The 26431-nt window shown below is 47.3% G+C and carries 17 protein-coding genes; 8 read left to right on the top strand and 9 right to left on the bottom strand.

Annotated elements, in window-relative coordinates:
- Window positions 1–103 precede the first annotated feature (103 nt).
- Together QN395_RS02285 and QN395_RS02280 are read right to left on the bottom strand one after the other, a co-directional pair.
- Window positions 104–730 carry a glutathione S-transferase gene (locus tag QN395_RS02285; RefSeq protein WP_322121139.1) on the bottom strand — a complete coding sequence of 209 codons (627 nt, stop codon included), beginning with the start codon at window positions 728–730 and terminating at the stop codon, window positions 104–106.
- A 32-nt stretch (window positions 731–762) separates the two neighbouring features.
- Complete coding sequence (locus tag QN395_RS02280; RefSeq protein ID WP_322121140.1) at window positions 763–2025, bottom strand: branched-chain amino acid ABC transporter substrate-binding protein; 1263 nt, start codon at window positions 2023–2025, stop codon at window positions 763–765.
- 376 nt (window positions 2026–2401) lie between these two features.
- Here QN395_RS02280 and QN395_RS02275 point away from each other — a divergent pair, with 376 nt between their 5' ends.
- Together QN395_RS02275 and QN395_RS02270 are read left to right on the top strand one after the other, a co-directional pair.
- On the top strand, window positions 2402–2563 hold the full coding sequence (locus tag QN395_RS02275; protein ID WP_322121141.1) for a hypothetical protein: 162 nt from the start codon (window positions 2402–2404) through the stop codon (window positions 2561–2563).
- Window positions 2564–2574: 11 nt separating this feature from the next.
- Window positions 2575–2940 (top strand): type II toxin-antitoxin system death-on-curing family toxin, encoded by a 366-nt coding sequence (locus QN395_RS02270; RefSeq protein ID WP_322121142.1) that lies wholly within the window; start codon window positions 2575–2577, stop codon window positions 2938–2940.
- 105 nt (window positions 2941–3045) lie between these two features.
- On the opposite strand, the gene QN395_RS02265 is transcribed toward QN395_RS02270, so the two are convergent.
- The 5 genes from QN395_RS02265 to QN395_RS02245 form a co-directional block, all read right to left on the bottom strand.
- Window positions 3046–4008: a 2-dehydropantoate 2-reductase gene (locus QN395_RS02265; protein ID WP_322121143.1), complete on the bottom strand. Its 963-nt coding sequence runs from the start codon at window positions 4006–4008 to the stop codon at window positions 3046–3048.
- Window positions 4009–4180: 172 nt separating this feature from the next.
- Window positions 4181–5743 (bottom strand): efflux transporter outer membrane subunit, encoded by a 1563-nt coding sequence (locus tag QN395_RS02260; protein WP_322121144.1) that lies wholly within the window; start codon window positions 5741–5743, stop codon window positions 4181–4183.
- Window positions 5740–8973 (bottom strand): efflux RND transporter permease subunit, encoded by a 3234-nt coding sequence (locus tag QN395_RS02255; RefSeq protein ID WP_323492186.1) that lies wholly within the window; start codon window positions 8971–8973, stop codon window positions 5740–5742. The genes QN395_RS02260 and QN395_RS02255 overlap by 4 nt, the downstream gene beginning before the upstream one ends.
- Entirely contained in the window at window positions 8970–12119 is a 3150-nt protein-coding gene (locus QN395_RS02250; RefSeq protein WP_323492187.1) for an MdtB/MuxB family multidrug efflux RND transporter permease subunit, read from the bottom strand. The genes QN395_RS02255 and QN395_RS02250 overlap by 4 nt, the downstream gene beginning before the upstream one ends.
- Entirely contained in the window at window positions 12116–13564 is a 1449-nt protein-coding gene (locus tag QN395_RS02245; RefSeq protein WP_322121147.1) for an MdtA/MuxA family multidrug efflux RND transporter periplasmic adaptor subunit, read from the bottom strand. The genes QN395_RS02250 and QN395_RS02245 overlap by 4 nt, the downstream gene beginning before the upstream one ends.
- Window positions 13565–14461: 897 nt before the next feature.
- Here QN395_RS02245 and QN395_RS02240 point away from each other — a divergent pair.
- Window positions 14462–16771 (top strand): S41 family peptidase, encoded by a 2310-nt coding sequence (locus tag QN395_RS02240; protein ID WP_323492189.1) that lies wholly within the window; start codon window positions 14462–14464, stop codon window positions 16769–16771.
- 75 nt (window positions 16772–16846) lie between these two features.
- On the opposite strand, the gene QN395_RS02235 is transcribed toward QN395_RS02240, so the two are convergent.
- Window positions 16847–18424 (bottom strand): methyl-accepting chemotaxis protein, encoded by a 1578-nt coding sequence (locus QN395_RS02235; RefSeq protein ID WP_323492190.1) that lies wholly within the window; start codon window positions 18422–18424, stop codon window positions 16847–16849.
- 580 nt (window positions 18425–19004) lie between these two features.
- Here QN395_RS02235 and QN395_RS02230 point away from each other — a divergent pair.
- The 5 genes from QN395_RS02230 (at window position 19005) to QN395_RS02210 (ending at window position 25236) form a co-directional block, all read left to right on the top strand.
- Window positions 19005–20243 carry a RimK family alpha-L-glutamate ligase gene (locus QN395_RS02230; protein ID WP_323492191.1) on the top strand — a complete coding sequence of 413 codons (1239 nt, stop codon included), beginning with the start codon at window positions 19005–19007 and terminating at the stop codon, window positions 20241–20243.
- Window positions 20244–20624: 381 nt separating this feature from the next.
- Window positions 20625–22736: an alkaline phosphatase family protein gene (locus tag QN395_RS02225; protein WP_323492192.1), complete on the top strand. Its 2112-nt coding sequence runs from the start codon at window positions 20625–20627 to the stop codon at window positions 22734–22736.
- Between the two features lie 30 nt (window positions 22737–22766).
- On the top strand, window positions 22767–23444 hold the full coding sequence (locus QN395_RS02220; protein WP_322121153.1) for a hypothetical protein: 678 nt from the start codon (window positions 22767–22769) through the stop codon (window positions 23442–23444).
- 357 nt (window positions 23445–23801) lie between these two features.
- The gene (locus QN395_RS02215; protein ID WP_323492193.1) at window positions 23802–25124 is read left to right on the top strand and encodes a cation:dicarboxylate symporter family transporter; all 1323 of its coding nucleotides are present in this window, start codon (window positions 23802–23804) and stop codon (window positions 25122–25124) included.
- Complete coding sequence (locus QN395_RS02210; protein ID WP_323492194.1) at window positions 25042–25236, top strand: cation:dicarboxylate symporter family transporter; 195 nt, start codon at window positions 25042–25044, stop codon at window positions 25234–25236. Before QN395_RS02215 ends, QN395_RS02210 begins: the two co-directional genes overlap by 83 nt.
- Before the next feature lie 166 nt (window positions 25237–25402).
- Here QN395_RS02210 and QN395_RS02205 read toward each other — a convergent pair whose 3' ends face one another.
- Window positions 25403–26257: a hypothetical protein gene (locus QN395_RS02205; protein WP_322121681.1), complete on the bottom strand. Its 855-nt coding sequence runs from the start codon at window positions 26255–26257 to the stop codon at window positions 25403–25405.
- Between the last annotated feature and the right edge of the window lie 174 nt (window positions 26258–26431).

The following is a 26431-nucleotide window of genomic DNA, read 5'->3' as shown; positions in this document are numbered from 1 at the left end:
CTAAAGGGTGCTAAAGCTGCCAAAGGGTGCCAAAAATAAAACCGCTGGAGTGGCTTCACTCCAGCGTTGAACATGGTGATATGGTGTCGAGAGACTTCCCGATTTACGCCCCTAAAGAATAGGGACCGCCACGCTCTAAAGCACGAATATATGCCGGATTGGCATGCAGCCGTTTGGCATACTCTTGCAGATTTGGATAAGCGCCCAGCATCTTGCGTGCTTCTGCAATTTCTACAACAAAACTGATTTGAATATCGGCGGCACTCAGTTCATTTCCCATCAGGTACAGATTGTCACCTAACTCAGCGCTAATATAGCTAATGTGGTTGTCGATTTCACTGCTGATCCGCGGTCCCAATGGCGCACCAGCTTCACCTAAACGACCAACATACAAAGCCAGCAAGAGCGGCAACATCGCAGAGCCTTCAGCAAAATGCATCCACTGAGAGTATTTGATATAAGCCGCAGTATCTAACTTTGGCCGCAAGCGACCATCACCATATTTATTGACCAGATATTCAATGATCGCACCGGACTCTGCTACCACTAAATCATCGTCAGAAATGACCGGTGATTTGCCGAGAGGATGGATTGCCTTCAACGCTGCTGGTGCCAGCCGTGTCACCGGATCACGCTGATAGTTGACGATGTCGTAGTCAACTCCCAGTTCTTCTAATAACCACAAGATACGCTGCGAGCGCGAGTTATTCAGGTGATGGACTTTAATCATAGTAGTGCTCGTTTCATTAGTTGCTGAAGAGGTTATCTGGTAGGCCGCTTCATCTGACATGAAGTCGGTTGCGAGGCCACAAAGGTATCAATTTTTTGCTCAGTTTTCCAGCCAAAACCAGTATTTTCCTGATCAAATTTGACATCTTTACCGTTCGTTTTTACCCAGTTAGTAATGTAGATCGGTTGCTGTGCCTGATGATCTGATTTACGCATTTCTACATTACCGTTATAGCTTTTGATCGTCATGCCTTCCATCGCAAAAGCGACTTTGACCGGATCGGTTGATCCAGTATCTTTGATCGCCTTGGCTAACATGGTGATGGCGCTGTGACTAGACATCAGCCAGTAATCTTCATTGTATTTCTTCTTAACTGCTTCAGCCATATCTTTACCGGCAAAGACTTCATTATTGATATTCCAGTTACTGACATTTTTAACCCGGTCTACACCCGCAGCACCCATTGCAGTCGGTACGCCAGTGGTGTATGCGGTGTAGGTATAAAAGTTGGCTTTGAGGTCGGCATCTTTCGCTGCTTTAATCAGCAAGGCGAGATCGTTCCCCCAGTTGCCGGTGATGACCGCATCGGCACCCGAGGCTTTGATTTTAGCGACATACGGAGAGAAATCTTTAACAGTGGCAATCGGGTGCAAATCATCGCCGACGATCTGAATATCAGGACGTTTACGCTTCAGATATTCTTTAGCAGCGCGGCTGACCTGGTGCCCGAGTGCGTAGTTTTGTCCGATGATATAAATTTTCTTAATACTTGGGTCTTTCGCTAAATAACTCGTCAGCGCTTCCATCCGCATGTCAGAGTTTGGCTCAAAGCGGAAATGCCAAAAACTACATTTGCTGTTCGTCAGATCCGGATCTAGTGCCGCAAAATCCAGATACACAATTTCTTTACCCGGATTACGTTCATTATGTTTGTTGATGGCATCAACCAAGGCCAGCGCCACCCCTGATCCGCCGCCCTGAGTGATGTAATGATAGCCCTGATCAATCGCTATTTTCAGTTGAGTCAGCGACTCTTGTGGACTACCTTTCCCATCGAACCCTACCATTTCTATCGTGTTAGCCGGTCCCCCCCATTTTTCCTTGTTCGCAACTTCAGTCACCATCTGAAAATTTTTCAAGGCAGTCTGGCCCGTCGGTGCGAACGTTCCCGACAAAGCATCGATAAATGCAATTTTGACGTTCTCTGCATGCGCCGCCGGAGCTAGCAGGGCAGCGATTGAAAGCGAAACTGAGGCAGATAATGCTTTCGCAAAAGGACGTAACTGATAGGCCATGGGTGTCTCCTGTTGGCTATTGAAGCTGAGATCGGCATCAGCCTGACGTTATTAGATCGACAGGTCGGATACGCTGAGATGTTTAGAAATTACTTGCCGTGAATTGTGGCGCCATTTGATTAGTGAGAGGTCGAACTTGGTGCTAACGTTGTCCCAAAATCAAACGAAGATACAGCATAGGACGATGTGAGGAATAACGCGAATGATTTCTGTGGATGATCGTGTATGAATTTTGTGCATACAACTTGCCTGATTTACGATGTTTTTGTAAATTAGGATTACAAACTCCATATACACTTAAGTGAACTTACTTGATGTTGTTCACAAGTACACTTAAAATGATTTCTATTAAATGATTTATGAGGAAGCGAGCATCATGAAAAAGACATATGGTGTAGTTCTTGAAACAGTCAGAGAAAAACAAAAACCTGTACCTATGAACCTCTCAAATAAAGAAGGGTCAAGAGTCGTGCTAAGCGCGGCCAAAAGAGTGATTTCAACTCATTCCAAAGTCATTAAAGCACTTGCAAATCGATAAGATAGATTTCAATGATCGACGCACAAAAAGTAGTTGAAATTCATGATTTAATCCTTAGCTTGGAGCCGGGCTTAAGTGGCGATCATGGCATTGACGCACTTGAGGGCGCGCTTTCAAGAATTGATCGTCGCATAGACTATGAAGAGTTAGATGATGTTTTTGAAATTGCAGCGATGTATGCAGTTGCATTAGCGCGTGGTCATGTTTTTAACGACGGCAATAAGCGTACCGCGCTGGTGACGGCTTTGACCTATTTATCGTTGCAAGGTATTGATATAGAGCGCGATGATAATCTTGAGGAGATCATGGTTGACGTCGCTGACGGAACGCTGAGCCAAGTTGAATTAGCGGATTTACTCTACTTTATTTATCTTTGACACACCGATCTCACTCGTCTTCCCAGAGTCCAATGTTTACGAGGGCCTCCAGAGCATATACCTTGGGAACCCGCATAAAAATTAGGGCTTGGTGAGGTACTTTTTTTATTTTGCTGCATCCTTGGCTACGTCTCTGGCATCGATCATTTTCATCAGGGCGTAGATCGTTTCCAATACAGGCATAGCGACTTGCTCGCGGCGTCCAGCCCTGACGACATTGCCTAGGATGACTTCTACTTCCATCGGACGACCATTTTCAAAATCTAATGCCATGCTCGTTTTGTAGGCGGGGCCATTTTTGGTACGTTCTATGAATTGATCGACCATTGCTACTGGCAAAGGATTGTCGGTCGCGGCTGCGACTTCGATCACTTCCAGCATGGCTTTTTTAACTAGTGCTTTGCCTTCGTCAGGTCCCAGAATAGACGCCGTATCGAGTACGCCGCCGAGTACAGAAATCGGGTTAAACACCGCATTCCAAACACATTTATGCCAGCGCCCTTTGACGACATTGTCGGTCAGCGTCATTTTAATGCCGTCACGTTCCAGCAAGCTTGCTAACAATTCGCAGCGCGATGAGATGCCACTGGGATAAGTGCCGAATGTTAAGTCGCCTAATGCATGATGTTTGACTTTGCCTGGCGCAACGCGGCTGATCTGGACGTACGCAAGTGCGCTGATCAGTTCATTGTCGGGGAATGCCGCAGCGATTTCTGCTTCGATTTCAACCCCGTTCTCGATCAGAACGATGGTGGTATCGGGACCGACTGCATCTTTAATCATTGCGGCTCTGTCCACGCCATGTACGACTTTGACGCTGAGGATCAGGTAATCGGGCCAGCCGCCCTGATAGTCTGCAGTGTGTTGTAAGACTTGCGCAGGTGTGAAATGTATTTGGCCGAGTGAGGGACTATCGATATCAAATCCATGTGATTTTATTGCGTCAAAGTCGGAGCGACAAACAACCGAGACATCTGCGCCTCCCTCTGCGAGTAGCGCACCATAAAAGCTACCAATTGCTCCTGCACCTACGACCAGTACTCTGGTTTTTTCTGATGATGGAGTCACTTTATTTCTTTCGTTAGAGTTGGGATTCACGAAAAACTGCCCCAGCGGTGTTGCAGCGACTACCCGTACTAAATACTGTCGTCGTCGCTACGCCTTGCCGGGACAATTTTGTGTAAGTCCTAAGAGCCGCAAATTGAGTAGACAGAAATTTGAATCGATATTGAGGCGTTGATTATCGGCTAGTTATTTTATCCATCGCACTATTTTTGTTCGCTTCTGCATCGAGTCCTTGCCAACCACCGCCCAAACCTTTGAGCAATTGTACTGTCGCGCTCAATTGACGTCCGCGAATATTGATCTCGCTGCTTCTGGCGTTTTGCTGGGTTTGCTGTGCGCTCAAGACATTCAGATAAGGTACCGTTCCCGCACGATATTGATTGGTCACTAGATTGAGGGTGACGTTGGCGGATGCTACCGCTTGTTTCTGTAAGTCGGCCTCGCGTTGCAGCAAACGCAATGCGACTAACTGATCTTCCACTCCTTGCAATGCGGTTAAAACTGTTTGCCGATAATTGGCGGATGCCTGATCAAAGCTTGCTCTAGCCTGATCGACGGCCGCTTGTTTGGCACCGGCATCAAAAACGGTTAAAGCAAGGCTAGGTCCAAGCGACCAGAATTGATGAGCAACATCAAATAAGCCAGATAAATTGCTACCACGATACCCCGCATCCGCAGATAAATTCAATACGGGGAATAAGGCGGCTCTAGCTACGCCAATACTGGCATTGGCTGCGGCAACTTGTCGTTCTGCCGAGGCAATATCAGGGCGACGCTCTAGTAAGTTGGCTGGCAATTCAACTGGAATACTCGGCAGTTGTATCGCTAACATCTGCGCACCGGTTTGCTCGGCCTCTGGTGCCAGCGAAAAACCGGTAGCGGGTTTGCCAAGCAAAGCAGCAATTGCGTGTTCAAGCTGGGCAAGAGTGATTTGATTGTCGGCGAGCTGGGTTGAGGTAGATAGCCATTGGGTTTCTGCCTGTGATACATCCGACTTCGTCGCCACACCAGCAGCATAGCGATTACGGGTTAACTCAAGTGTTGCTTTATAGGCGGCGACACTTTCTTTGAGCAAGTTATCTTGTGCTGATGCGACCCGTAGAGAAAAATAATCTATCGCTAATTCCGCCTGCAAGCTTAACCGAGTATTCGCTAAATCCGCGAGACTCGATTGTGCGGTGAGACTTTGAGAATTCGCTTGTTGCCGCACACGTCCCCAGATGTCGGCTTCCCAGCTTAAAGTGCCACCTACCTGCGTGCTATTACTAATGTTGCTGCCAGAGCTGGTTACACTATTACTTGATCCATTACTGGCGCTATTGCTGCCACCACTGTTACTGCCGCTGGCTGAACGGGTCGCGCTGGCTTGCACACCAATCGTCGGGAAAAGACTAGCGCGGGCTTGCTGCGACAAGGCAGAGGCTTGCCGCCAGCGCGCTTGCGCGATAGCCAGGTTTTGATTGGATGCTTCTAATCCCACCATTAACTGATCGAGCATAGGATCATTAAATTGTTGCCACCAATTGCCTTTATGCGCTTGATCCGATGGCTGGGCGAACTGCCAGTTGGCGGGCAAACTTTCTTTATATTGCGCAGGCAATGCCATATTGGGACGACGATAGTCTGGCGCCATATTGCAGCCGCTCAAGCTTACCAGCGCGGCTGTCACTGCAATGGCGAGTGCCCCAACTTTGATTGCTGAGTGCGTGCGAGGTGTAGACGTAGCCTTTAGTTTCATGATGGCAGTTTTCCAGGAATCAGGTTAGGGCGATTAGTTTGCGCAGTCGCGGGGTCAATGTAGTTGTCAACGTGATTGTCACTGCGGTTGCCACTGAGCTTATCTAAGTTTGGATGACGCCAGCGCTTAAATTTAAGACGCAGACAATCGAGTACCAGATACATGACAGGCGTGGTGTACAAAGTGAGCCATTGGCTAACTAGCAGACCGCCGACGACGGCAATGCCTAGCGGTCGACGTAACTCAGCACCGTCGCCACTACCAAGTGCCAGTGGCAGCGCCCCAAGCATCGCTGCAGCAGTCGTCATCAAAATCGGACGTAAGCGTAATAGGCATGCTTGATGAATCGCTGTTCTAGCATCGAGGCCATCACGCTTCTCAGCGACGATGGCAAAGTCAATCATCATAATCGCGTTTTTCTTGACGATACCGACCAGCAAGATCACACCAATAAAGGCAATCACACTGAACTCGCTACCGCATAACATTAAGGCGAGCAAGGCGCCTAAGCCGGCAGATGGCAGGGTGGATAAAATCGTAATCGGATGGACCATGTTTTCATACAAAATACCCAGCACGATATAAATTGCCAGCAGCGCCGCCAGTATCAACATAGGTTGGTTGCTGAGGGAATCTTGGAAAGCTTTCGCACTCCCCTGGAAAGTCGCCCGGACTGTATTTGGCACACCGGCATTCATCAATGCGACATCAATCGCCTGCGTCGCCTGACTCAAAGAGACATCCTGCGCCAGATTGAATGAGACGGTGGATGCTGCGAACCCGCCTTGATGATTGACCGATAGCGCAGTGTTTGCGCCTTTCCATTGTGCTATCGCTGATAAAGGGACGATCCCGCCTTGTGCTGTTACTAGGGTTATCTGGCGCAAGGCTTCCGGCCCTTTCAGATAGGCTGGCATAGCTTCCATGACGACCGTATATTGGTTCAGATCCTGATAAATATTGGATATCTGGCGCTGACCAAATGCGTCGCTCAAAGTAGCATCCACCATTTGCATATTCAGCCCCAGTCTCGCGACTGCGTCACGATCAATGACCAAACGGGTTTGAATACCTTTTTCTTGTGCATCGGTATTCACGTCGGTGAGTTCGGGTATTTGTGACATTGCTGCGCGGATGATCGGTTCCCATTTTCTGAGCAGATCGAGATCATCTGATTGCAAGGTATATTGATAAGCGGCATCACTTTGGCGGCCGCCGATCCGGATATCACTTGCCGCCTGTAGGAACAGATTGGCACCAGCGATGCGTCCTAATTTTGGTCTCAAGCGATTCAGAATCACGTCCGCAGAGACACCGCGTTCCTTCAACGGTTTCAGCACTACGAACATAAATCCGCCGTTACTGCGTGAGCCGCCAGTGTAGGCCATGACATTGGCAACAGCGGGGTCGTCTTTGACAATGGTGACTAGCGATTTGAGCTTTTCGCTCATTGCAGCAAACGAAATACTCTGATCTGCCTGCACACCTCCAACTAAGATGCCGATATCTTGTTGTGGGAAAAAGCCTTTAGGAACGATCACATACAGCCATACGTTAGCCGATACCGTAATGAAAAAAAGTAACAGCATAGTTTTGGTGTGATTGAGTGCCCAGTTCAAAGACTTGCCGTAACCAGCCTGCAGCCTGTTCATACCATTTTCTAGCCACACCGCCATCGGTGCAAACCAGTCGGATATTTTTTGCCATCCGCGTTTGTTTTTTTGCTGCTTTTCTTCTTCGCTTAATTTTTTTGGTTTGCGTAATAGATAAGCGCACATGACCGGTGTCGTCGTTAGCGATACCACCATAGAGATTAATACTGCTGCCGATAAGGTCACTGCAAATTCTCGGAAATAGCGACCGATAATTCCGCCCATTGCCAGAATTGGAATAAATACAGCGACCAGTGATATCGTCATCGACACTACCGTGAAGCCAACTTCACGCGCTCCGCGCATTGCGGCGCGGATTGGTGAATGTCCTTCTTCGATATGACGCATACAGTTTTCCAATACCACCACTGCATCATCCACCACAAATCCGGTTGCAATCGTCAATGCCATCAAGGATAAATTATCTAGGCTGTAATTCATCAAATACATCACCGCAAACGTACCGATCAGTGATACGGGTACGACTACCGCAGGGATTAACACCGCACTTGGGTTACGTAAAAATAGAAATACCACCAGCACAACCAGCCCAACAGAGATCGCTAATGACCGTTCGACTTCATGCAAGGATGCACGGATTGTCGTTGTTCGTTCTAGTGGCATATCGATATCGACATTGGCTGGAGCTGTAGCGCGTAGCATCGGCAAAATCGCTTTGATCGCCTCTACCGTATCGATAATATTGGCGCCCGGTTGGCGGAAGACTTGCAACTGCACTGAGGGTTTGTCGTTGGTGACGCCAAGGTTGTATAAGTCCTGCTGCATGTCTTTGACTTCAGCTACATCACCCAAATAAATAGCGGCACCGTTTTGCCAGCGGACGATGATTCTCTTGTAGTCGTCCGCTTTTTTTAATTGGTCGTTGGTCGCCACAAACCAGCTATGCTCGCCATCATCCAGACTACCTTTTGGGGTCGCCACATTTGCTGCAGAAATAGCAGTGCGCACGGCTTCCAGTGAAAGACCCATGCGGCCAAGTTCTGGCAAATTGACGCGTACCCGCACAGCAGGTGAAGCACCGCCGCCAATATCGACATTGCCAACGCCTTTTACCTGGGCGATACGCTGTGCCAGCAAGGTCGATGCTACGTCATACAATTCACCACGACCAAGCTGATCAGAGGTTAGCGATAAAGTCAGAATAGGCTGATCAGCCGGATTCACTTTACGATAGGTCGGGTTGCGCGGCAAACTACTCGGCAAGGTACCGACCGATGCATTGATTGCGGCCTGCACGTCTCTTGCAGCGCCATCAATGTCGCGTGACAAATCAAATTGCAAGGTAACGCGGGTAGAACCCAGCGAGCTTGACGAAGTCATTTCGGTAACTCCGGCAATCGAGCCGAGAGCACGTTCCAGCGGCGTAGCGACGGTCGCTGCCATGGTCTCCGGACTAGCGCCCGGTAGACCGGCTGAGACCGTAATGGTAGGGAAATCGACTTGCGGTAAAGGCGCTACCGGCAACTGTAGCATGGCAACGCCGCCTGCCAATACCAAGGCCAGCGTCAGCAAGGTAATCGCGATCGGACGACCAATTAAAATACGTTGGTAGCTCATGGTGTCGTCGGCGTATCAGTTGCAGGCTGGGATGGTGAAGCTGATGATGCTGGCGATACTAAAGATGCAGATTTTTGCTTTGGCGGTTTACGCTTTTGTACTAAGCGATCAAAGGCAAGATAAATAACTGGCGTGGTGTACAAGGTCAGGAACTGACTGACAATCAAACCACCGACCATGGTCAGCCCCAGTGGATGGCGCAATTCAGACCCCATACCTCGGCCTAGCATCAATGGCAAAGCACCTAGTAAGGCCGCTAAAGTCGTCATCAAAATCGGGCGGAAGCGCAGCAGGCATGCCTGATGTATCGCGTCCAAAGGTGACATACCTTGATTACGTTGCGCGTCGAGTGCGAAGTCAATCATCATGATCGCGTTCTTTTTCACGATACCGATCAACAGCACGATGCCGATGATGGCAATCACACCCAGTTGATTGCCGCTCACCAGCAGTGCGAGCAAAGCACCGATCCCTGCGGACGGTAAGGTGGATAGAATCGTGACAGGGTGAATAAAGCTTTCATACAACACACCCAGCACGATATACATCGTGACGACTGCCGCCAGGATGAGCCAAAGTTGATTAGACAATGCTGCCTGAAACGCCAGCGTCGCACCTTGGAAATTAGTTCTGATAGACAAAGGTAGACCTACATCGATCTTCGCCTGATCAATCGCATCGACCGCCTCACCTAAAGATGCATCGGGCGCCAGATTAAAAGAGATGGTTGCAGCAGGGAACTGATCCAGATGATTTAATACCAGTGGAGTAGGGCGTTCACTCACGCGTGCAATTGCTGTCAGTGGCACTTGCACACCGTTATTGCCGGTAAGAGACAACATCGAAAGCGCATCAGGTCCTGCTTGAAATTGGCTAGGTACACCCAGCACTACACGGTATTGATTTGACTGGGTGAAGATAGTCGATATCAGTCGCTGACCATAGGCATTGTACAAAGCATTATCGATAGCAGAGACCGAGATGCCAAGGCGGGATGCCGCATCACGGTCGATTTCAATATACGCTTGCAAGCCGTTATTTTGAAAATCAGTTGCCACATCTTGTAGCTGCGGCAGCGTGTTGAGTTTATCCAGTAGCTTTGGTATCCATGTCGCCAGATCGGCAGAGCGGGTGCTATCGACGGTAAATTGATATTGAGTGCGGGTAGTCCGGTCTTCAATACTTAAGTCCTGTACTGGTTGCAAATACAAGCGAACGCCAGGTACTTTTTTTGCCAGTTCTTGCAAACGTTGGATTACCGCAGGCGCGCGATCCCGGCTTTCTAAAGGCTTGAGATTGATCAGCATACGGCCGCTATTGACCGTAGTATTCGTGCCATCAACACCAATCAATGAGGACAGACTTTCTACTGCTGGGTCTTCCAGTAACGCTGCCGCCATTGCTTGTTGGCGATCCGCCATCGCGCTAAAAGAAATGGACTGTGAGGCTTCGGTTGTAGCCTGTATAACGCCTGTATCTTGGGATGGGAAAAATCCTTTCGGAACCAGCATATACAGCAGAACTGTGACGATCAGTGTGGCAGCTGCGACTAACAGCGCTAATTTTTGCCGGTCTAATACCCAGCACAAAGTACGGTCATATCCTGCAATCACCGAGCTGATCGCATTGCCAATTCCGCGTGAAATACGCCCCTCTTTTTCTTCATCATGTGCGTGCAGCCAGCGCGATGACATCATCGGTGTTAACGTCAATGATACGACTGCGGAAATCAATATCGCGACTGCTAAGGTGATGGCAAATTCGCGGAATAAACGGCCTACGACATCGCCCATAAACAGCAGAGGGATCAGCACTGCAATCAGTGAAATCGTCAAAGAGATAATTGTGAAACCGATTTGCTTCGACCCTTTGAGTGCCGCTTGCATCGGCGTTTCACCTTCTTCAATATAGCGTGCGATATTTTCTACCATCACAATCGCATCATCGACCACAAAGCCGGTCGCAATAGTCAGTGCCATCAGGGTCAGATTGTTGACGGAAAATCCCGCCAGATGCATCACGCCAAAAGTACCGATCAATGACAATGGCACGGCGACAGCGGGAATGAGGGTGGCGCGCGCGCTGCGCAAGAAAATCGCAATCACTGCAATCACCAGTAAGATCGCAAAAATTAATTCTAGTTGCACATCATTGACCGAGGCGCGAATCGTGGTAGTGCGGTCGGTCAGGGTGACCAGTTCTACCGCGCTAGGCAAACTAGCGCGCAAGGATGGCAACAGCGCCTGAATCCGGTTAACCGTCTGAATGACGTTGGCGCCCGGTTGACGCTGTACGTTGATGATGATGCCTGGAGATTTATTTGCCCATGCAGCCAGACGGATATTTTCAGCACCGTCTACTACGGAAGCAACATCAGAGATGCGAATTGGTGCTCCGTTTTTATATGCGATCACGACGTTGCGATATTCTTCCGCCGATTTCAACTGGTCATTGGCATCCAGTGTGGATGCGCGTTCAGCACCGTTAAAACTCCCCTTGGCCTGAAACACATTTTGTACTGAAATGGCGGTACGGATATCGTCCAGAGTCAGGCCACGTGCAGTGACTTCGCGCGGATTGACTTGCAGACGAACGGCAGGTTTTTGTCCACCGCTTAAGGTCACCAGACCAACACCCGGAAGTTGCGAAATTTTTTGTGCCATGCGGGTATCGGCCAAATCCTGCAACTGCGTTAACGGCAAGGTGCTGGAGGTCACTGCTAACGTCAGAATCGGCGCATCTGCCGGGTTGACTTTGTTGTAGACCGGTGGTTGCGGCAAGTCTTTTGGCAACAGGCTGGCGGCTGCATTGATTGCTGCCTGGACTTCTTGTTCCGTCGTATCCAGACTCAGCGACAAATCAAATCGCAGTGTAATGCTGGAGCCGCCACCGGAGCTGGCTGACCACATTTGCGTCAGACCCGGCATCTGCCCAAACTGGCGCTCAAGCGGCGCAGTGATGGTGGAGGCGATCACATCCGGGCTAGCACCGGGGTACAAAGTACTGACTTGAATGGTCGGATAATCGACTTGCGGTAACGCTGCTAAAGGTAATTGGCGGTAGGCCAGCAAGCCGGACAACAATACCGCCACCATGCACAGCACCGTGGCGACTGGCCTCTCAATAAAGATGCGTGAAATATTCATTGTGGACGACCGCCAGCTTTCTGTTCACCTTTCTGCTCATTTTTGTGTCCCTCTTTTGGTACTGCATCGGTGTTCGCAGTTCCTGACGTAATTGCTGCAGAACTTGCTGCAGAACTTGCAGCCGATGCTCCAGCAGGGCCAGCGCCATCAGGACGTTTTCCACCGCGATGTTTTCCTCCTGGAGCTGCTGCCGTTGGTACGACACGTTGCGCCATCACTTGTACTTTCATACCGTCAGTCAAACGATCTGTACCGTCGACGACTACCGATTCACCCACTTCAACACCCTTAGTCACAGTAACGGATTTGGCATCCGCAGCACCGGTTTCGATCTGGCGCAGAGTGACGGAGTTATCTGGTTTGGCGACATACACATAAGGGCCGTTAGTACCTTGTTGCACAGCCGTCAATGGGATCAGTGTGACGTTGTCGAGTTTCTTCGTGACCAGGCGGATATTCACAAATTGATTCGGGAATAAGCTGTCATCGTCATTGGTAAATTCTGCTTTTAGCTTGATGGTGCCAGTCGTTGTATCAATTTGGTTATCCACACTTTTCAGCTTGCCGGTAGCCAGCATTCTGCGGTTGTCTGCACTCCAGGCTTCTGCAATTAAGGGCTCTGTCCCTTTCATACCTCTGATCACGGACGGCAAACTTTGTTGGGGGACTGAAAATACAACGCTAATCGGATTGACTTCATTAATCACTACCAGACCGTTTGCATCCGATGTCTGCACCAGATTGCCGACATCGACTTGGCGCAGGCCGACTTTGCCAGCAATAGGCGCAGTGACTTTGGTATATCCCAGTTGCAATTGGGCTTGGGCAATCGCGGCTGCGTCGGACGCCACAGTCGCCTGATTTTGCGCTACCAGCGCTGCTTGAGTATCAACTTGTTGTGATGCAATCGAGTCTTGAGACAATAAAGTTTTATAACGAACCAAATCTAGTTTGGCCACATTTAACTGCGCCAGATCTTTGTCGTATTGGGCTTTAGCGCTATCGCGCTGGAGTTGGAATGTACGCGGATCAATCTGCGCTAATACCTGCCCTGCTTTCACACTTTGACCTTCTTGAAAAAATATTTGCTCTAAACGACCAGATACTTGCACACGAACTATCGCGGTGTTCCGCGCCGTTACTGTACCTAGAGCATTGACCGAAATATCCATACTGCCACTCACTGCCGGACTGGCAACGACAGTGGTGATGCCTCGCTGCCGTCCTCCTGGGCCACTAGGCCCTCCAGGCCCACCCGGTCCGCGCCCAGCTTGGGGGGCACCTTCAGCAGTCGCGCCTGTGGTGCCCGTCGCCGCAGGATTGCGCCAATGATTCCAGCCAAACCAGGCCGCGGCAATCAGGGCAATGACGACTAACAGCCATAAAAACCATTTACCATTACTGGCCGAGCCGGGTTTTTTTCCCTTGCTGAGATCGTTATTCATATTGCTCATTGAAGTCCTTTTAGGGCAGAGGATTTTTTAAGAATTTTTGAAAGTAATTTTTACACGCAATTTCGCACGTAATGTTTAACGCAAATACCAATGTCAACAAACCAGAGTATGCCCGTTGCAAGTTTGGGGCAGAGTATTGCATCGATCGAAGGTAAAAGAATTTCCCAGAAGTACCAGCTTGTAACAAATTATATGGGCGAGATGACACCGTTTTTCTAAATGTAACCCGCATTGAATGATTTGTCTCGCGCAGCGCGGCCAGGTTTCAATTGCTGCTACGCGATTGCTTAGTGGGTGAAACATATTCCCTGAGCATTGATCCAATTGACGCTATTTAGTTTTTTTTTGCCGTATCTCAATCAAAGAACTTGAGACTTAGCTGTGATCCGACTGGTGATTGAGCAAAAATGTTCGACGATATTCGGAAGCCGATACGTGGCCATTGTCGTTGAGTGTCTGCAGGCGCAAAGAAAGGAAATTTAATACTCGGCCGTGTATTTTCAATATGTCCAATTATTTATTGGACAATAAGCAGTATTTTTAAGAAAAAGAGGGGAGTATGTTTATTTTGGATGGTTTTGACAGTTGCGACTCCATGTCACTGCAAAATTCATTGCTTGAAATGTTCTTTAATAAAACATATTGTGCCAACCCACCCTCAGTTTTAAAGGATATTTGCGCATGCAGATTTAACGTGTGACGAAGATGATTTCTCCAAGTCTGAAGTCTTATTTGATGTAGCCCTCTGTCACGTCAATTAAGCAGATATTTGACCTCATTTTTTCGTCTTCTTCTATTTAAGCTACCTTAAATCCTAGTATGCATACATTTTTCCTTCATTCAAAAAGTAGGGAAAACACGATTAAGCTATTAAACAACATTCGATCTATGCGTTTATTGAAAAATATATTTACTTTCGTCTCGATCTCTTTTATCTGCACTTGTACGTGCGTTTCTGGCAGAGATTTAAATACCCAATTCGCTCCTCAAAATAAACCAATTCAATTGAAATTTGAATCAGAAGCACGATCTGGAGAGATCAATGAATCTTGGGACATAGAGGGAAAAAGCATTTCTATTCGTTTGCAAATAGATCCGCGTCCTTCAAGCAGAGACAAGATCTTAGTACTAGATAATGACGGAGATGGTCAAACTATCTCACTTGCTCAACAGGTGGATGCAAAGTCATGGCGTGGCAAGATCGTAGAAATCTGCGGAGATTTAAAGGCCGACTTTAGGGAGGCCGCTAGATCCGGTTTATGGATACGCACAGATATACCAAGCAATAGTTTACGAGCCGCAGCGACCTATAGTTTGCCATTGCAGCCAACCTGGCAAAGAGCCTGCGCAAGTATTGCCGTCGACAGGGCGGCATATCAGCTGAGATTTGGTGCCGACTCCGATACAAAGGGGGAAATCTGGTTCGCAAACTTAGAAGTACATGAGGTCAGTGATATCGCAAAACCCAACATCAGCGATCCTGGCAGCAGAACATTGAGTGCCATCGAACTGGACAATTTACGCGCACTGAGTAAAGCTGTCGGGTACATACGATATTTCCATGCTACTGACGCACTGACCAGGTTGGACTGGAATAAATTTATTCAAAAAGCAGTTCCGGCAGTCGCAATTGCTAAGTCAGATTCTGAATTGAAAAATACCTTAAAAACTTTATTTATCCCCTACGCCCCGACCACACAATGGCTTACCAGCGTTGAAATTCCAAAGAAATTATCGCAACCAACAAATGCTCACTTCCAGGTTAAATGGATACATCACGGTCTTGCTCAACGCAACTATTTTTATCACAGCGACCGCGTGTATGAAAAACTTAGTGAACAACTTGCTGATGATGTCTCAATGCAAGATAACATTGTCCAACAAAAAAAAATTGAACTGGGAGGACAAGTCAACTTATGGATGTCTGACACCGTATTCGCAGATAAGAATCACGAAACTATTTCAAAAGTAGAACCCGACAAGGAGTTGAATAAATCAGATTATCTGCTGAAAAATATAGCACCGGACTTCAGTGGAAATGACAGAATCACAAGGATAGGGAATGCAATACAAATATGGAATGCGCTTCGTTATTTCTATCCGTATTCCGACATCATTAAAATTGATTGGGATAAGGAGTTAGACACACTCTTGTCATCCGCTTCAAGTGATAAAGATGAAAAAGCTTTTACGCATACACTAATGCGCTTCACTTCCGCATTGCACGATGGACATACGCGCGTCACTGGGCCGCGGGAGCTTGATACTTTTTCACCGTTTATCAAAATCAAAATGATCGATGGTGTGCCCATCGTTGCAAGGTCTAGCCTAACGTCAGGTAATCAGCCATTAATTCCATTTGGAAGTGAAATCACCCGCTTAAATGGTTTGCCAATTGCGCACAGGCTGTCAGAAATTAACAAAGAAAACCTGTCCGCAACAGATACGATGCAAGATGGAATCTTATCCGTCGAACTACTCACGGGCGAAGAAAATTCTAACCTAGAAATTAGCTACCGAGATACTACAGGATTCAACCAAACAAAGACTTTTCTTCGGGATACCCCGATTGTCAATTTAAGAGAAGAAAATCCGTTAGGAGCGATTCAACAACTGAAGAGCGGTATTTGGTACGTGGATATCGACAGAGCGGATAGCAGAGATATTGAACAATTGATCGTTCAAAAAAATAACATTAAAGGGATCATTTTTGATGTCAGAAATTATGTGAATAGCGGTACCATAAATTTATTAAGTCATTTTACAAAAAAACCGCTAGAGGTACCTTTATATAATGTCCCAGTCATCAGTGGGCCTGAGCGAGATCATTGGCAATGGGAGCGTTTGGGAAAAGCAATTCAACCTCAAGCTCCCTATATCGATGCCAAATTAGTATTTTTGATAAGCGGCAATACGATCAGTGCTGCAGAAACCTTGATGACTATCGTAGAGCACTACAAACTGGGTGAAATCATAGGCACACGGACTGCAGGCTCAAATGGAAACATTACTTGTTTGCCTCTTCCTGGCGGGTATAAAGTTTTTTGGACTGGGATGCAAGTCTTAAAACAAGACGGATCTCAATTCCACGGCATTGGAATCATTCCCACTGTCCCTTATAAAATAACGATTGAAGATGCGATTTCTGGTCATGACGTGATGTTAGAAAAGGCAATGAATTTCCTCACAGAAAAATAAAATAGCGTATTGTATTTTTCAACTTCTGTAGTGCAACATCGGAGAAATGTTCGATCCTGTCGCGCTGACAAGTATTTAAGCTTGTATTGCCGTATATCTATGTGCCGCATCAAGCTTGAATATGCTGACGACGGATGCCAGGTTGGCTGCCTGTTCTTGCATGGATTGCGCTGCTGCGGCGGCTTGCTCTACCAGTGCGGCATTCTGCTGCGTGACTTCGTCCATTTGGGTAATCGCCAGATTGACCTCTTCAATGCCGGTACTTTGTTCGCTGCTAGCGGCAGAAATTTCTGCCACTACATCAGTGACGCGGCGCACGCTGGCGACGACTTCTGCCATCGTCGTGCCAGCTTTTTGAACTAAGGTAGTACCGGAATCGACTTTTTGTACAGAATCGTCAATCAGTGATTTGATTTCTTTGGCTGCCGCCGCGCTGCGTTGCGCCAGATTGCGCACCTCAGAAGCGACTACCGCAAAGCCACGACCTTGTTCACCCGCACGCGCGGCTTCGACTGCAGCGTTTAAAGCGAGAATATTGGTTTGAAACGCAATGCCGTCAATCACGCTGATGATATCGACAATCTTTTTAGACGATGCGCTGATCGATTCCATCGTGGCGATCACTTCGCCCACCACTTTGCCGCCATCGGTTGCAATCCCGGACGCCGATTGAGCAAGTTGATTCGCTTGACGGGCATTGTCGGCATTTTGCTTGACGGTGGAGGTTAATTCTTCCATAGCAGAAGCGGTTTCTTCCAGCGAACTGGCTTGCTCTTCTGTGCGGCTGGATAAATCCAGATTGCCGCTGGCGATTTCTGATGATGCTGTGGCAATCGTATCGGTGCCTAAGCGTACTTGTCCGACGACGTGCAGCAGGCTGTCGTTCATGGCGCGCAGGGACTCCATCAACTGGCCAGTTTCGTCGGTGCTGGACGATACAATATTGCCAGTCAAATCGCCTCCGGCAACACGTTTGGCAATGCTGACTGCTTCGTTTAGCGGTACAGAAACGGTACGCGCCACAAACACTGCCAGCAACATCCCGATGATCATCAGCGCGATTAGTATGCCGATGATCAAGCTACGCGATAGTGTAAAAGCTTCATCAGCAGACTTGTTGGACGCATCGCTACCATCGGAATTGATTTTGATGAGGGCATCTATTTTTTCTGTCGCTGCGCGGAATAGTTTGCTGGAGTCTGTGCGGAAGATTGTTCTGGCTTCGTCTTTTTTACCCTCGCGTGATAGCGCAAGCATCTTCTTGTTCGTGCTTAGATAATCGTCTAAAGTTTTTAGTAATTCAGCGTAAATAATTTTTTCGTTGGATTCTGAAATCAAGGCGGCATAGGTTGCTTGCTGTTTTTTAAATATTTCCAGGCGAGTCGCCATCGATTTTTCTGTTGCTGCCATTTCTTCTTCCTCGGCAGACATAATATGAGTGGATTCAGAAATACGAAAACGGGCGAGCGAGACCTGCATTTGTCCGCCAGCAGAGATGCTGGGTAGCCAATTGGTGGCAATATCGGTCGAGGCATTATTTACTTTGACCAGTTGGGAAATAGAAAAAATTCCCAAAAAGCAGGTCATCACAATCACGATGGCAAACGCTAAGATCAATTTTTTGCCAATTTTTAAGTCGTAAAACCAATTCATAGCGCGTCCTCTTGGGGTAGGTTTTTTAGCTTGGGTTACGTACGGTACAAAACTAACTCATTAATTAAATTGTGCAGTGAGTTACTAATTTACTTGCTGGTGCATGTTGTTGGAATTATTTAATGAATTCTTTAATGAATTAATAATCAGGTGATTCAATCAGCTGTTAGCTGAACCGCCAATGACGCCATCGATTAAGATGAGAATACTAAATAAAGATACTTCGACAGTGGGGTGATGTTTGTAGTGCAAATAAGAAACGTCTAACGTCAAAAGTGTACCACCATCATTTGAGTTTGATGTTGTAGTAATGGTATAAAAATCGTTCTTAGAATTGACGCAAAAGCGGTGTGAGAGAGTAGGATGAAAAGCGTTTCTTTCTGTTACTTAAGTTGCTGACGGCAACTTATTTTTAATATACTCCCCTTTATTTTTATTAAAAACGCCTTATTATCCAGTTAATCTATGGACGATTAAAATATACTAGATATGAGTATTTATTCATCAGTAGTTGAGTATGACCATTACTTCAGCATTAAAACCACGAGTTTACTAAGATGATGGAGTGGGTGCTTTGATCTTGACTTCTTCGCTTGCTGACGATAATCCGCCGTTGCTAGGTTTGGCATGCCTGATGCGGATGGCACACAATGGCGTTGATCTCTTGCCCTATGTCCGTCGCGCTGCCAGCAGCCCGGATGACGCTACCATGCTGATGGGTCTGGCGATATTTTTTCAATTTTCGGGTAACACGCCGTTGGCGCTGGAATTGCAAGCCAAGGCACTGAGCTTGAGTCAGCATTACCAGATGGTGGCGCCCAGTGGTCATGCTGCTTTAAGGATGCTAGTGCTGTTGCGCGCGGGCGAGATGATGGACAACACGCCTGTCGATTTCTTGCTGGAGGGATCTGATATCGCTGTGGATTTGATTTATCTGGGAGACAACCTAGCGTTTCCTGAGTCAGTTCCAGAGCACGACATCTTGTTTGTAGCCATCAGCCAGTCAGATCAAAACAATTCGCTTTTACATCAGATCGGCGCCAAGTTAAAAAACTGGCCTCGTCCCGTGTTAAATCCTGCTGAGCGTATTGCGGTCTTATCTCGCAATGGCGTCAGCGATATGCTGGGTGACACCTTATCAGGAACAACATCAGCATCGTTGACGATACCAGTATTTTTACGCTTGTCTCGTCAGCAGTTGCAGCAATTTGCGCTTGATCATGCCGATGCCAATTCTGCATCAACAACCGAACTGAATTTTCCACTCATCATCCGGCCGCTAGATTCTCACGGCGGCAAGGGGCTAGCTAAGCTGGATGACGCTAGCGCAATAAGTGATTATCTGCAAACGCATGATAGCGAGCTCTTTTATCTGGCAGCTTATGTTGATTATCGCAGCCAGGACGGATTGTTTCGCAAATACCGCGTCGCCTTAATAGATGCTCGTCCGTATATTTGTCATATGGCTTTGTCAGACAATTGGATCGTTCATTATCTGAATGCGGGTATGGAGCAAAGTGCCGCCAAACGCGCTGAAGAATCTCAGCTAATGGATAGTTTTGATGATGACTTTGCGCAGCGTCATCAGGCAGCTTTTTCTACGATACATGAGCGCTTGCAGCTAGACTATGTCGTAATTGATTGTGCGGAAACCCAGGATGGTCGGTTGTTGATTTTTGAGGTAGACAACACGGGCTTTGTGCATGCTTTTGATGCAGTTGGCGTATTCTCTTATAAGCTCGCTCACATGAATAAACTCTTTGCCGCCTTCCAATCCATGCTGTTGAAGAGGTCGCAAAATAGACCTGCTGTATCCTAAGGCTGTACTTAACGATCACTTGAACATTGCCACTCATGTCCGTCATTTTAAAATGTAACAACTGTTACAGTTTTCATTAATTTGTCATATCAGCGTCACTTCGCTGTCATTCGCACTCTCTAACATCGCACCTTGAGTAATATTTTTTTGGCGATGTTTTTGATCACGTCTTTGCCCACGTTTTTTCAACGGTTTTTCCGACGTCTTTGCTAATTCGTTCTTACCAAATTTTATCCAATTAAATGTCAGCCTCAACTGCGCGCTGTCCTACGCATGCTTTGTGAACAGTTATGTCACCTGTACATGCTTAGCTAGTTGTTTTGCTGATGTTCATTTTGCCGTTATTTATTTTATTCATCATTAACTTCAAGAGATCCTACTATGCGTCAATCTGTATTAGTTCTCAGCCTGGCAACTGTGCTTGCCTCGCTTGCTGGTTGCGGTGGTTCCAGTAATGTCGCCAGTACTCCAACGACTACTGCTCCAGTGGCAGCCCCAGTGCAACGTACCATCATCATGGTGTGGGATGGTTTGCGTCCAGATTCAGTCAACCCAACCGATACGCCTAACCTGTATGCCTTGCGTCAACAAGGTGTGCAATTTGCCGATCATCATTCTACTTATCCGACCTTTACGATGATGAATGGTTCGTCTTTTGCTACTGGTTCTTTTCCAAAAACTAGCGGCTTCTACGGCAATACATTCTGGACGCCGCCACAAGCTGGCGCGGCTCAGCCTATCCCTGTTGGTAAGTCAGCAGCTGGCGCGGCTCAAGATTATCAAGATCCAGTATTTACAGAGGATTACGCTGTATTGAGCACGCTCAATGATTATTACGGTGGTCAATTATTGTTGGTCAAAACCCTGTTTAAGACGGCACAAGATGCAGGTCTTAAAACAGCTACGATCGGTAAATCTGGCGCTGCGTTTATTCAGGATTTGAGGCGTGGCGGGATTTTTCTTGATGAGAACGCGGTATTGCCGCAATCTTTGGTGACTGATTTGCAGGCCGCTAATTATGCTTTACCGCTGAATACGACCTTTGCTTATCCGGCTGGCACAGTGACGCTGAGCGCCACTAACGGCAACCCAACAGCGCGTGCTGGTGCATTGACGTTTGCCCTACCAAATGGCCTGCAAGCCAAAGATGCGACCGATACAACGCAAGGCAATCCAGAAGACGCTGCCAACAAATACATGATGAACATTTACACCAGTTTCATCTTACCGAAAAAATTACCAGACTTGTCTTTGATCTGGTTCCGCACACCAGATAATACTGAGCATGCTTATGGACCAGGTTCAGCTAATTACCGTAAAGCGCTAGCATCACAAGATGCGCGTTTGGGTGAATTGCAAGCCGGTTTGAAGGCCGCTGGTTTGGATACAACAACAAATATTATTGTGGTGTCTGATCACGCACACAGCAATGTATCTGGCCCAACCAGTTTGTTCCCATTACGCGCAATCAACGCAAGCACAACAGTGACCAGTGGCGTAACCAATGCGACGCTGGGCGCTAAAGATTCTGTTGCTGGCTTCTCAGTTTCTGGTGACGTACGTACTGCCGATTTATTGACTTTCGCTGGCTTTAAAGCATTTGACGGCAACGGTTGCAGCACGAGCGCCATGTACGGTATTAAATCTGATGGCAGCAATGTGTATAACGTCGGTGTCGACACCACAGGTACTTTGTGCGGCACTGCCAACGCTAAATATCAAGCAATCAGCGCGACTTTAGCTACACCGGTTGCCAGTTTTAAAGTGCCGGCAACATTGCCAGCGAACGGCATCGTAATCGCGGCTAACGGTGGCTCTGATTACCTCTACATGCCAGATCATGATCTGACTACAGTGACCAATGTTGTGCGCTTCTTGCAGTCACGCGAAGAATACGGTGCGATCTTTGTTGATAGTCGTTACGGTGCGATTCCAGGCACATTGCCTATGGCGATGATTAATCTGGAAAACAGTGTACGTTCCAGTAAAGGGCAGCCGGATGTGGTGGTGAGCTTCAATTGGGATTCGCAACAGTTAGTCAATGGTTTGCCAGGCATTGAGTTTGAAAGTACCGGCGGCAATCGCGGCATGCATGGCAGCTTCAGCCCGATCGATGTACATAATACCTTGATCGCCAATGGTCCGGCTTTCCGCTCAGGCATCACTATCAGCACCCCAACCGGTAACGTAGACGTAGCACCTACAGTTGCTTATATTCTGGGACAATCTATGCCGCAAGCCGATGGACGCGTGCTCAGCGAAGCGTTACTTAAACCCGCCACGACATCTTCATTGGTAGTAAAGCCATCGATCCTGAATCCGACCACGCCATCCACAGGACTGACTTTTAAACTGCCTACTGATCCAACCGGCGTTACCATTGACACTGCGTACAGCAATGGCAGCTACTCAGTCAATTTAGTCGTTAAAGACTTGACGATCGATGGTAAAACTTACCGTTATTTTGACTACGCACAAGCTGTTCGTAACTGATCTATTCAATACTAATTATCAATGAAATTGATGCAAGTAAAATCGTTCAACACGGTAAGCCCGCGCCTGGCGCGGGTTTTTTTTATAATCGCAACAACTCTGTTTGCCGCGAGTAGTCAGGCTGCCGGACTAGATTTTGATAAAACCTTCAATGACAAAGGTGAGTCCCGCCAATTGCATTACCAGGCGACTTATTCGTTAGATGGAAAAATACATCAAGTTGATATCTGGCGTGACCGCAATCAACAACTCAAGCGCCGTACCGATGACGCCGTCGAGACATTTATTTTTAAGCCAGCAAAACAGACAGAATGGAGCATGATAGTGCTTGATCTCAAGCGCAAGATACGCACAGATATTGATCGCACTAATTTATATCGTATCGGTCATTTCACTGACTGGTTTAGCATGTCGCATTCGCTGAGTCGACCCTCTGGTGCCTATCAGCTCAGTACCACTAATGCACCGATGATCCGGGATCAGCCAGTAACGGCATGCACTTGGTATAGCCTGACCCGCGGTCAAACTGAAAGCAAAATTTGTTGGAGCAAAAAATTGCGTATTCCTTTGCTGATCACGGATCTTAATAATCAAGTGCAATGGAAAGTGACCAAAGCAGAGACACAAAATATTACACCATTCGTATTTCAGATAAAAGATCAAGGATTTGTTCGAAATAATGCGAATGAGGATATTCAGGCAGATTGATTTTTTTAATTGAATATCTGGACGAGAGTGATCATAAAAAGCTTCCATTGAGAAGCTTTTTTTTGTTGATAGAAACCACTTAAAAATGAGTATTTCGCCCGATATAACGATAAGAGTTCAAGCGCACAGACGCGCAGCGTATTGCATGCGATGTTGAAACGACGGTGAAATCTGATTTAGTGAGTTTATGCTAGGGAAGTTGCTTGTCGTCAATGCATATCGTTCGCTATGATTGCCAACTAATGACGATAAGTAACTCATTTAATACGTCCTAATTCTGGCTGACGATAATATTGAACAGTATTTTTCATCATCAATTTGTTGCAACACTTCATTTCAACCCAATAGAGGCAGTCCATGACCAGTTTGATCGCATTATATTCCATCGTCTTTGTGTTGATTAACCTGGTCATTGCTCTGGTAATCGGAGCTTATATGTTCCATCAGCAGAACATCCACGCCACATTCACCATACGGGTATTGACCGGTCTTGGGGTGGGTGTGGTCTTAGGTGCGTTGATGCATATGACCTACAGCGGCGATCCATCAACTGCATTGGTCATCACGACAACCAACTCCTATCTGGATATCGTCGGCACCGGTTACGTGAAGCTGCTACAGATGATCGTCATGCCACTGATTATGGTATCGATCGTCGGGGCGATACTCAAACTTAAGGGGGCTAGTTCGCTTGGCAAAATCAGTGCGCTGACGATTGGTAATTTGCTCGCAACGACCATGGTGGCAGCAGGTATCGGTATTTTGATGGCCAAACTATTTGGCCTTACTGCAATAGGCTTAAGTTCCAATGCGGCGGAGATTGCGCGTGGAGAATATTTGCAAGGCACACTGGCAAGCGCAAAGGCAGTCAGTCTGCCTAGCTTGTTGATCAGTTTTATACCGACCAATCCATTTCTGGATTTAACAGGGGCACGCAAAACCTCCACCATTGCTGTTGTGATTTTTTCGATTTTTATTGGCATCTCTGCTACCGGTATTGCGAATGTCAAACCGCTATTGTTCGCATCTTTTACGCACTTTGTCAGCGTGGCGCAAGCAATCATTATGCGGATGGTAACGTTGGTACTTCGTCTCACGCCCTATGGCGTATTTGCCCTGATGACCATGGTCGTCGCAGAATCAAGTTATGCCGATATTCTGAAACTAATCAACTTTGTAGTTGCTTCGTACAGCGCATTGTTGCTGATGTTTGGTGTGCATCTGTGTCTGATCGCTGGGGCCGGACTCAATCCCGCTCGTTTTGCAAAAAAGATTTTTCCTGTGCTGGCGTTCGCCTTCACTTCCCGTACAAGCATGGGTGCAATACCGATGAATGTACTAACTCAGACGCAGCGCTTGGGTACGCCCGAGGGTATCGCTAATTTTGCGGCATCTTTTGGCGCCACTATCGGACAGAATGGCTGCGCGGGAATTTATCCCGCCATGCTTGCGGTCATGATCGCACCGACTGTTGGGATTGATCCCTTCACCTTCAGCTTCATCGCACAACTGATTGCTGTCGTTACCATTGGTTCAATCGGCGTTGCAGGCGTCGGCGGCGGCGCTACTTTTTGTTGCGCTGATTGTACTTTCAACGATGAATTTACCGGTCGCGTTGGCTGGCTTGTTGATTTCGGTCGAGCCGTTAATCGATATGGGTCGCACCGCGCTAAACGTTAGCGGTGCAATCACTGCCGGTACTATTACCAGCAGGATATTAGGGGTGACCGATATGGATGTATTTAATAACGACGTGACCCTTAACCTTGATGAAGTTGAAAAGGCGATTTGATGATCAGCATCAGATTAAAAGCATTAATGTTTCCATTTGCCGTCGATTGGCGCAATATTTTGCTGAATTAAATTAGAAATGTAATTCAGGACGTTACTTTTAGGACGATTTAAATTTAGAGGCTCAATTAAGATTCAAATATTTTTAGTCGATAGAATGCTAGTGTCTAACTGTCTTTAGCGTTCAACCTTGTAAGGTGCTCGACCAGATCACTGTTTTCTATCGTTAGCATTGCAACGAGTGCGTTGAGCCGGGTAATTTCGGCTTGAAGCGTATTTATTTCTTTACTCACAGTATTATTTGGGTCAGCTTTTTCTGTGGGCACCGTCAGTTTTATTTGTTTGTTTGATGACTTCATCTCTCGCACTGATTTTGCTGCCTGTTGTAACTCTTTTTTACCACCGGCGACAGCGGCGATTTGCTGTTCGCTGGGGAGAGAGGCAATCGCGGCCGCTGCACTGATCGAGATTGTGCCAGCGCGCACGGCCTCCACTAGCGCAGGTGAGGCTGCCTTTTGGATTTTTTCAATTTGAGTAACCGCGTTGCTGCTAATACCTGCGGCCTTGGCGATATCTTCACGGTTGACTTTGGATTTAGGCTCGACTGGTTTGTCGGCTGCTGTCTCACTATTTAGTTCCACCGTATCTTGCGTAGGCGATTCGGCCGCCGCACTGGATTGTTGCTGTGTCCGTGCTGCTACAATTTCTTGTTTGCGTAATGCCAGCATGCCACGTTGAAAGTCGGTGACACTGCGGCGTCCAATATGGTTATCGATCAGCCACAACACCACATCCTCCATGCTGTTGAGGCTGGTATTTTGTACGGTGTTAAATGGCAATCCATGTTGCTGGCAAATTGCATAGCGGTTGTGCCCATCAATCAGGGTGTCACCCCAAAGAACGAGCGCATCGCGGCAACCTTCCCGCAGGATGCTACGTTCTAGTGCTTCATATTCGTTTGGGGTTAACGGGTCGATCAAAGCAACTTGTGCCCGCAGGTCTTGATTGATTTTGATATTCATTGAAGATAAAAATAGGGATTGGTCAGTGTGCTGTCGCAGAGTGATTGATGGCTGTTGCGCCACATGCTTGCCGAGAAATCGTTCATCGGTATAAAATATACTCACGGTGAGTATATTTATTTGTCCATATAATCATTGGACAATAAGGCATATTATTAAGAAATCATAGGGAGT

The organism is Undibacterium sp. RTI2.2, assembly GCF_035018705.1.
Lineage (GTDB): Bacteria > Pseudomonadota > Gammaproteobacteria > Burkholderiales > Burkholderiaceae_D > Undibacterium.
Note: the sequence above shows the minus strand (reverse complement) of the source record. Positions and strands in the feature narration are given on the sequence as shown.

Excerpts from the sequence above, each read along its gene's own strand:
- QN395_RS02285 (WP_322121139.1), bottom strand. The coding sequence starts at position 730 with ATGATTAAAGTCCATCACCTGAATAACTCGCGCTCGCAGCGTATCTTG.
- QN395_RS02280 (WP_322121140.1), bottom strand. The coding sequence starts at position 2,025 with ATGGCCTATCAGTTACGTCCTTTTGCGAAAGCATTATCTGCCTCAGTT.
- QN395_RS02275 (WP_322121141.1), top strand. The coding sequence starts at position 2,402 with ATGAAAAAGACATATGGTGTAGTTCTTGAAACAGTCAGAGAAAAACAA.
- QN395_RS02270 (WP_322121142.1), top strand. The coding sequence starts at position 2,575 with ATGATCGACGCACAAAAAGTAGTTGAAATTCATGATTTAATCCTTAGC.
- QN395_RS02260 (WP_322121144.1), bottom strand. The coding sequence starts at position 5,743 with ATGAAACTAAAGGCTACGTCTACACCTCGCACGCACTCAGCAATCAAA.
- QN395_RS02255 (WP_323492186.1), bottom strand. The coding sequence starts at position 8,973 with ATGAGCTACCAACGTATTTTAATTGGTCGTCCGATCGCGATTACCTTG.
- QN395_RS02250 (WP_323492187.1), bottom strand. The coding sequence starts at position 12,119 with ATGAATATTTCACGCATCTTTATTGAGAGGCCAGTCGCCACGGTGCTG.
- QN395_RS02245 (WP_322121147.1), bottom strand. The coding sequence starts at position 13,564 with ATGAATAACGATCTCAGCAAGGGAAAAAAACCCGGCTCGGCCAGTAAT.
- QN395_RS02240 (WP_323492189.1), top strand. The coding sequence starts at position 14,462 with ATGCGTTTATTGAAAAATATATTTACTTTCGTCTCGATCTCTTTTATC.
- QN395_RS02235 (WP_323492190.1), bottom strand. The coding sequence starts at position 18,424 with ATGAATTGGTTTTACGACTTAAAAATTGGCAAAAAATTGATCTTAGCG.
- QN395_RS02225 (WP_323492192.1), top strand. The coding sequence starts at position 20,625 with ATGCGTCAATCTGTATTAGTTCTCAGCCTGGCAACTGTGCTTGCCTCG.
- QN395_RS02220 (WP_322121153.1), top strand. The coding sequence starts at position 22,767 with ATGCAAGTAAAATCGTTCAACACGGTAAGCCCGCGCCTGGCGCGGGTT.
- QN395_RS02215 (WP_323492193.1), top strand. The coding sequence starts at position 23,802 with ATGACCAGTTTGATCGCATTATATTCCATCGTCTTTGTGTTGATTAAC.
- QN395_RS02210 (WP_323492194.1), top strand. The coding sequence starts at position 25,042 with ATGAATTTACCGGTCGCGTTGGCTGGCTTGTTGATTTCGGTCGAGCCG.
- QN395_RS02205 (WP_322121681.1), bottom strand. The coding sequence starts at position 26,257 with ATGAATATCAAAATCAATCAAGACCTGCGGGCACAAGTTGCTTTGATC.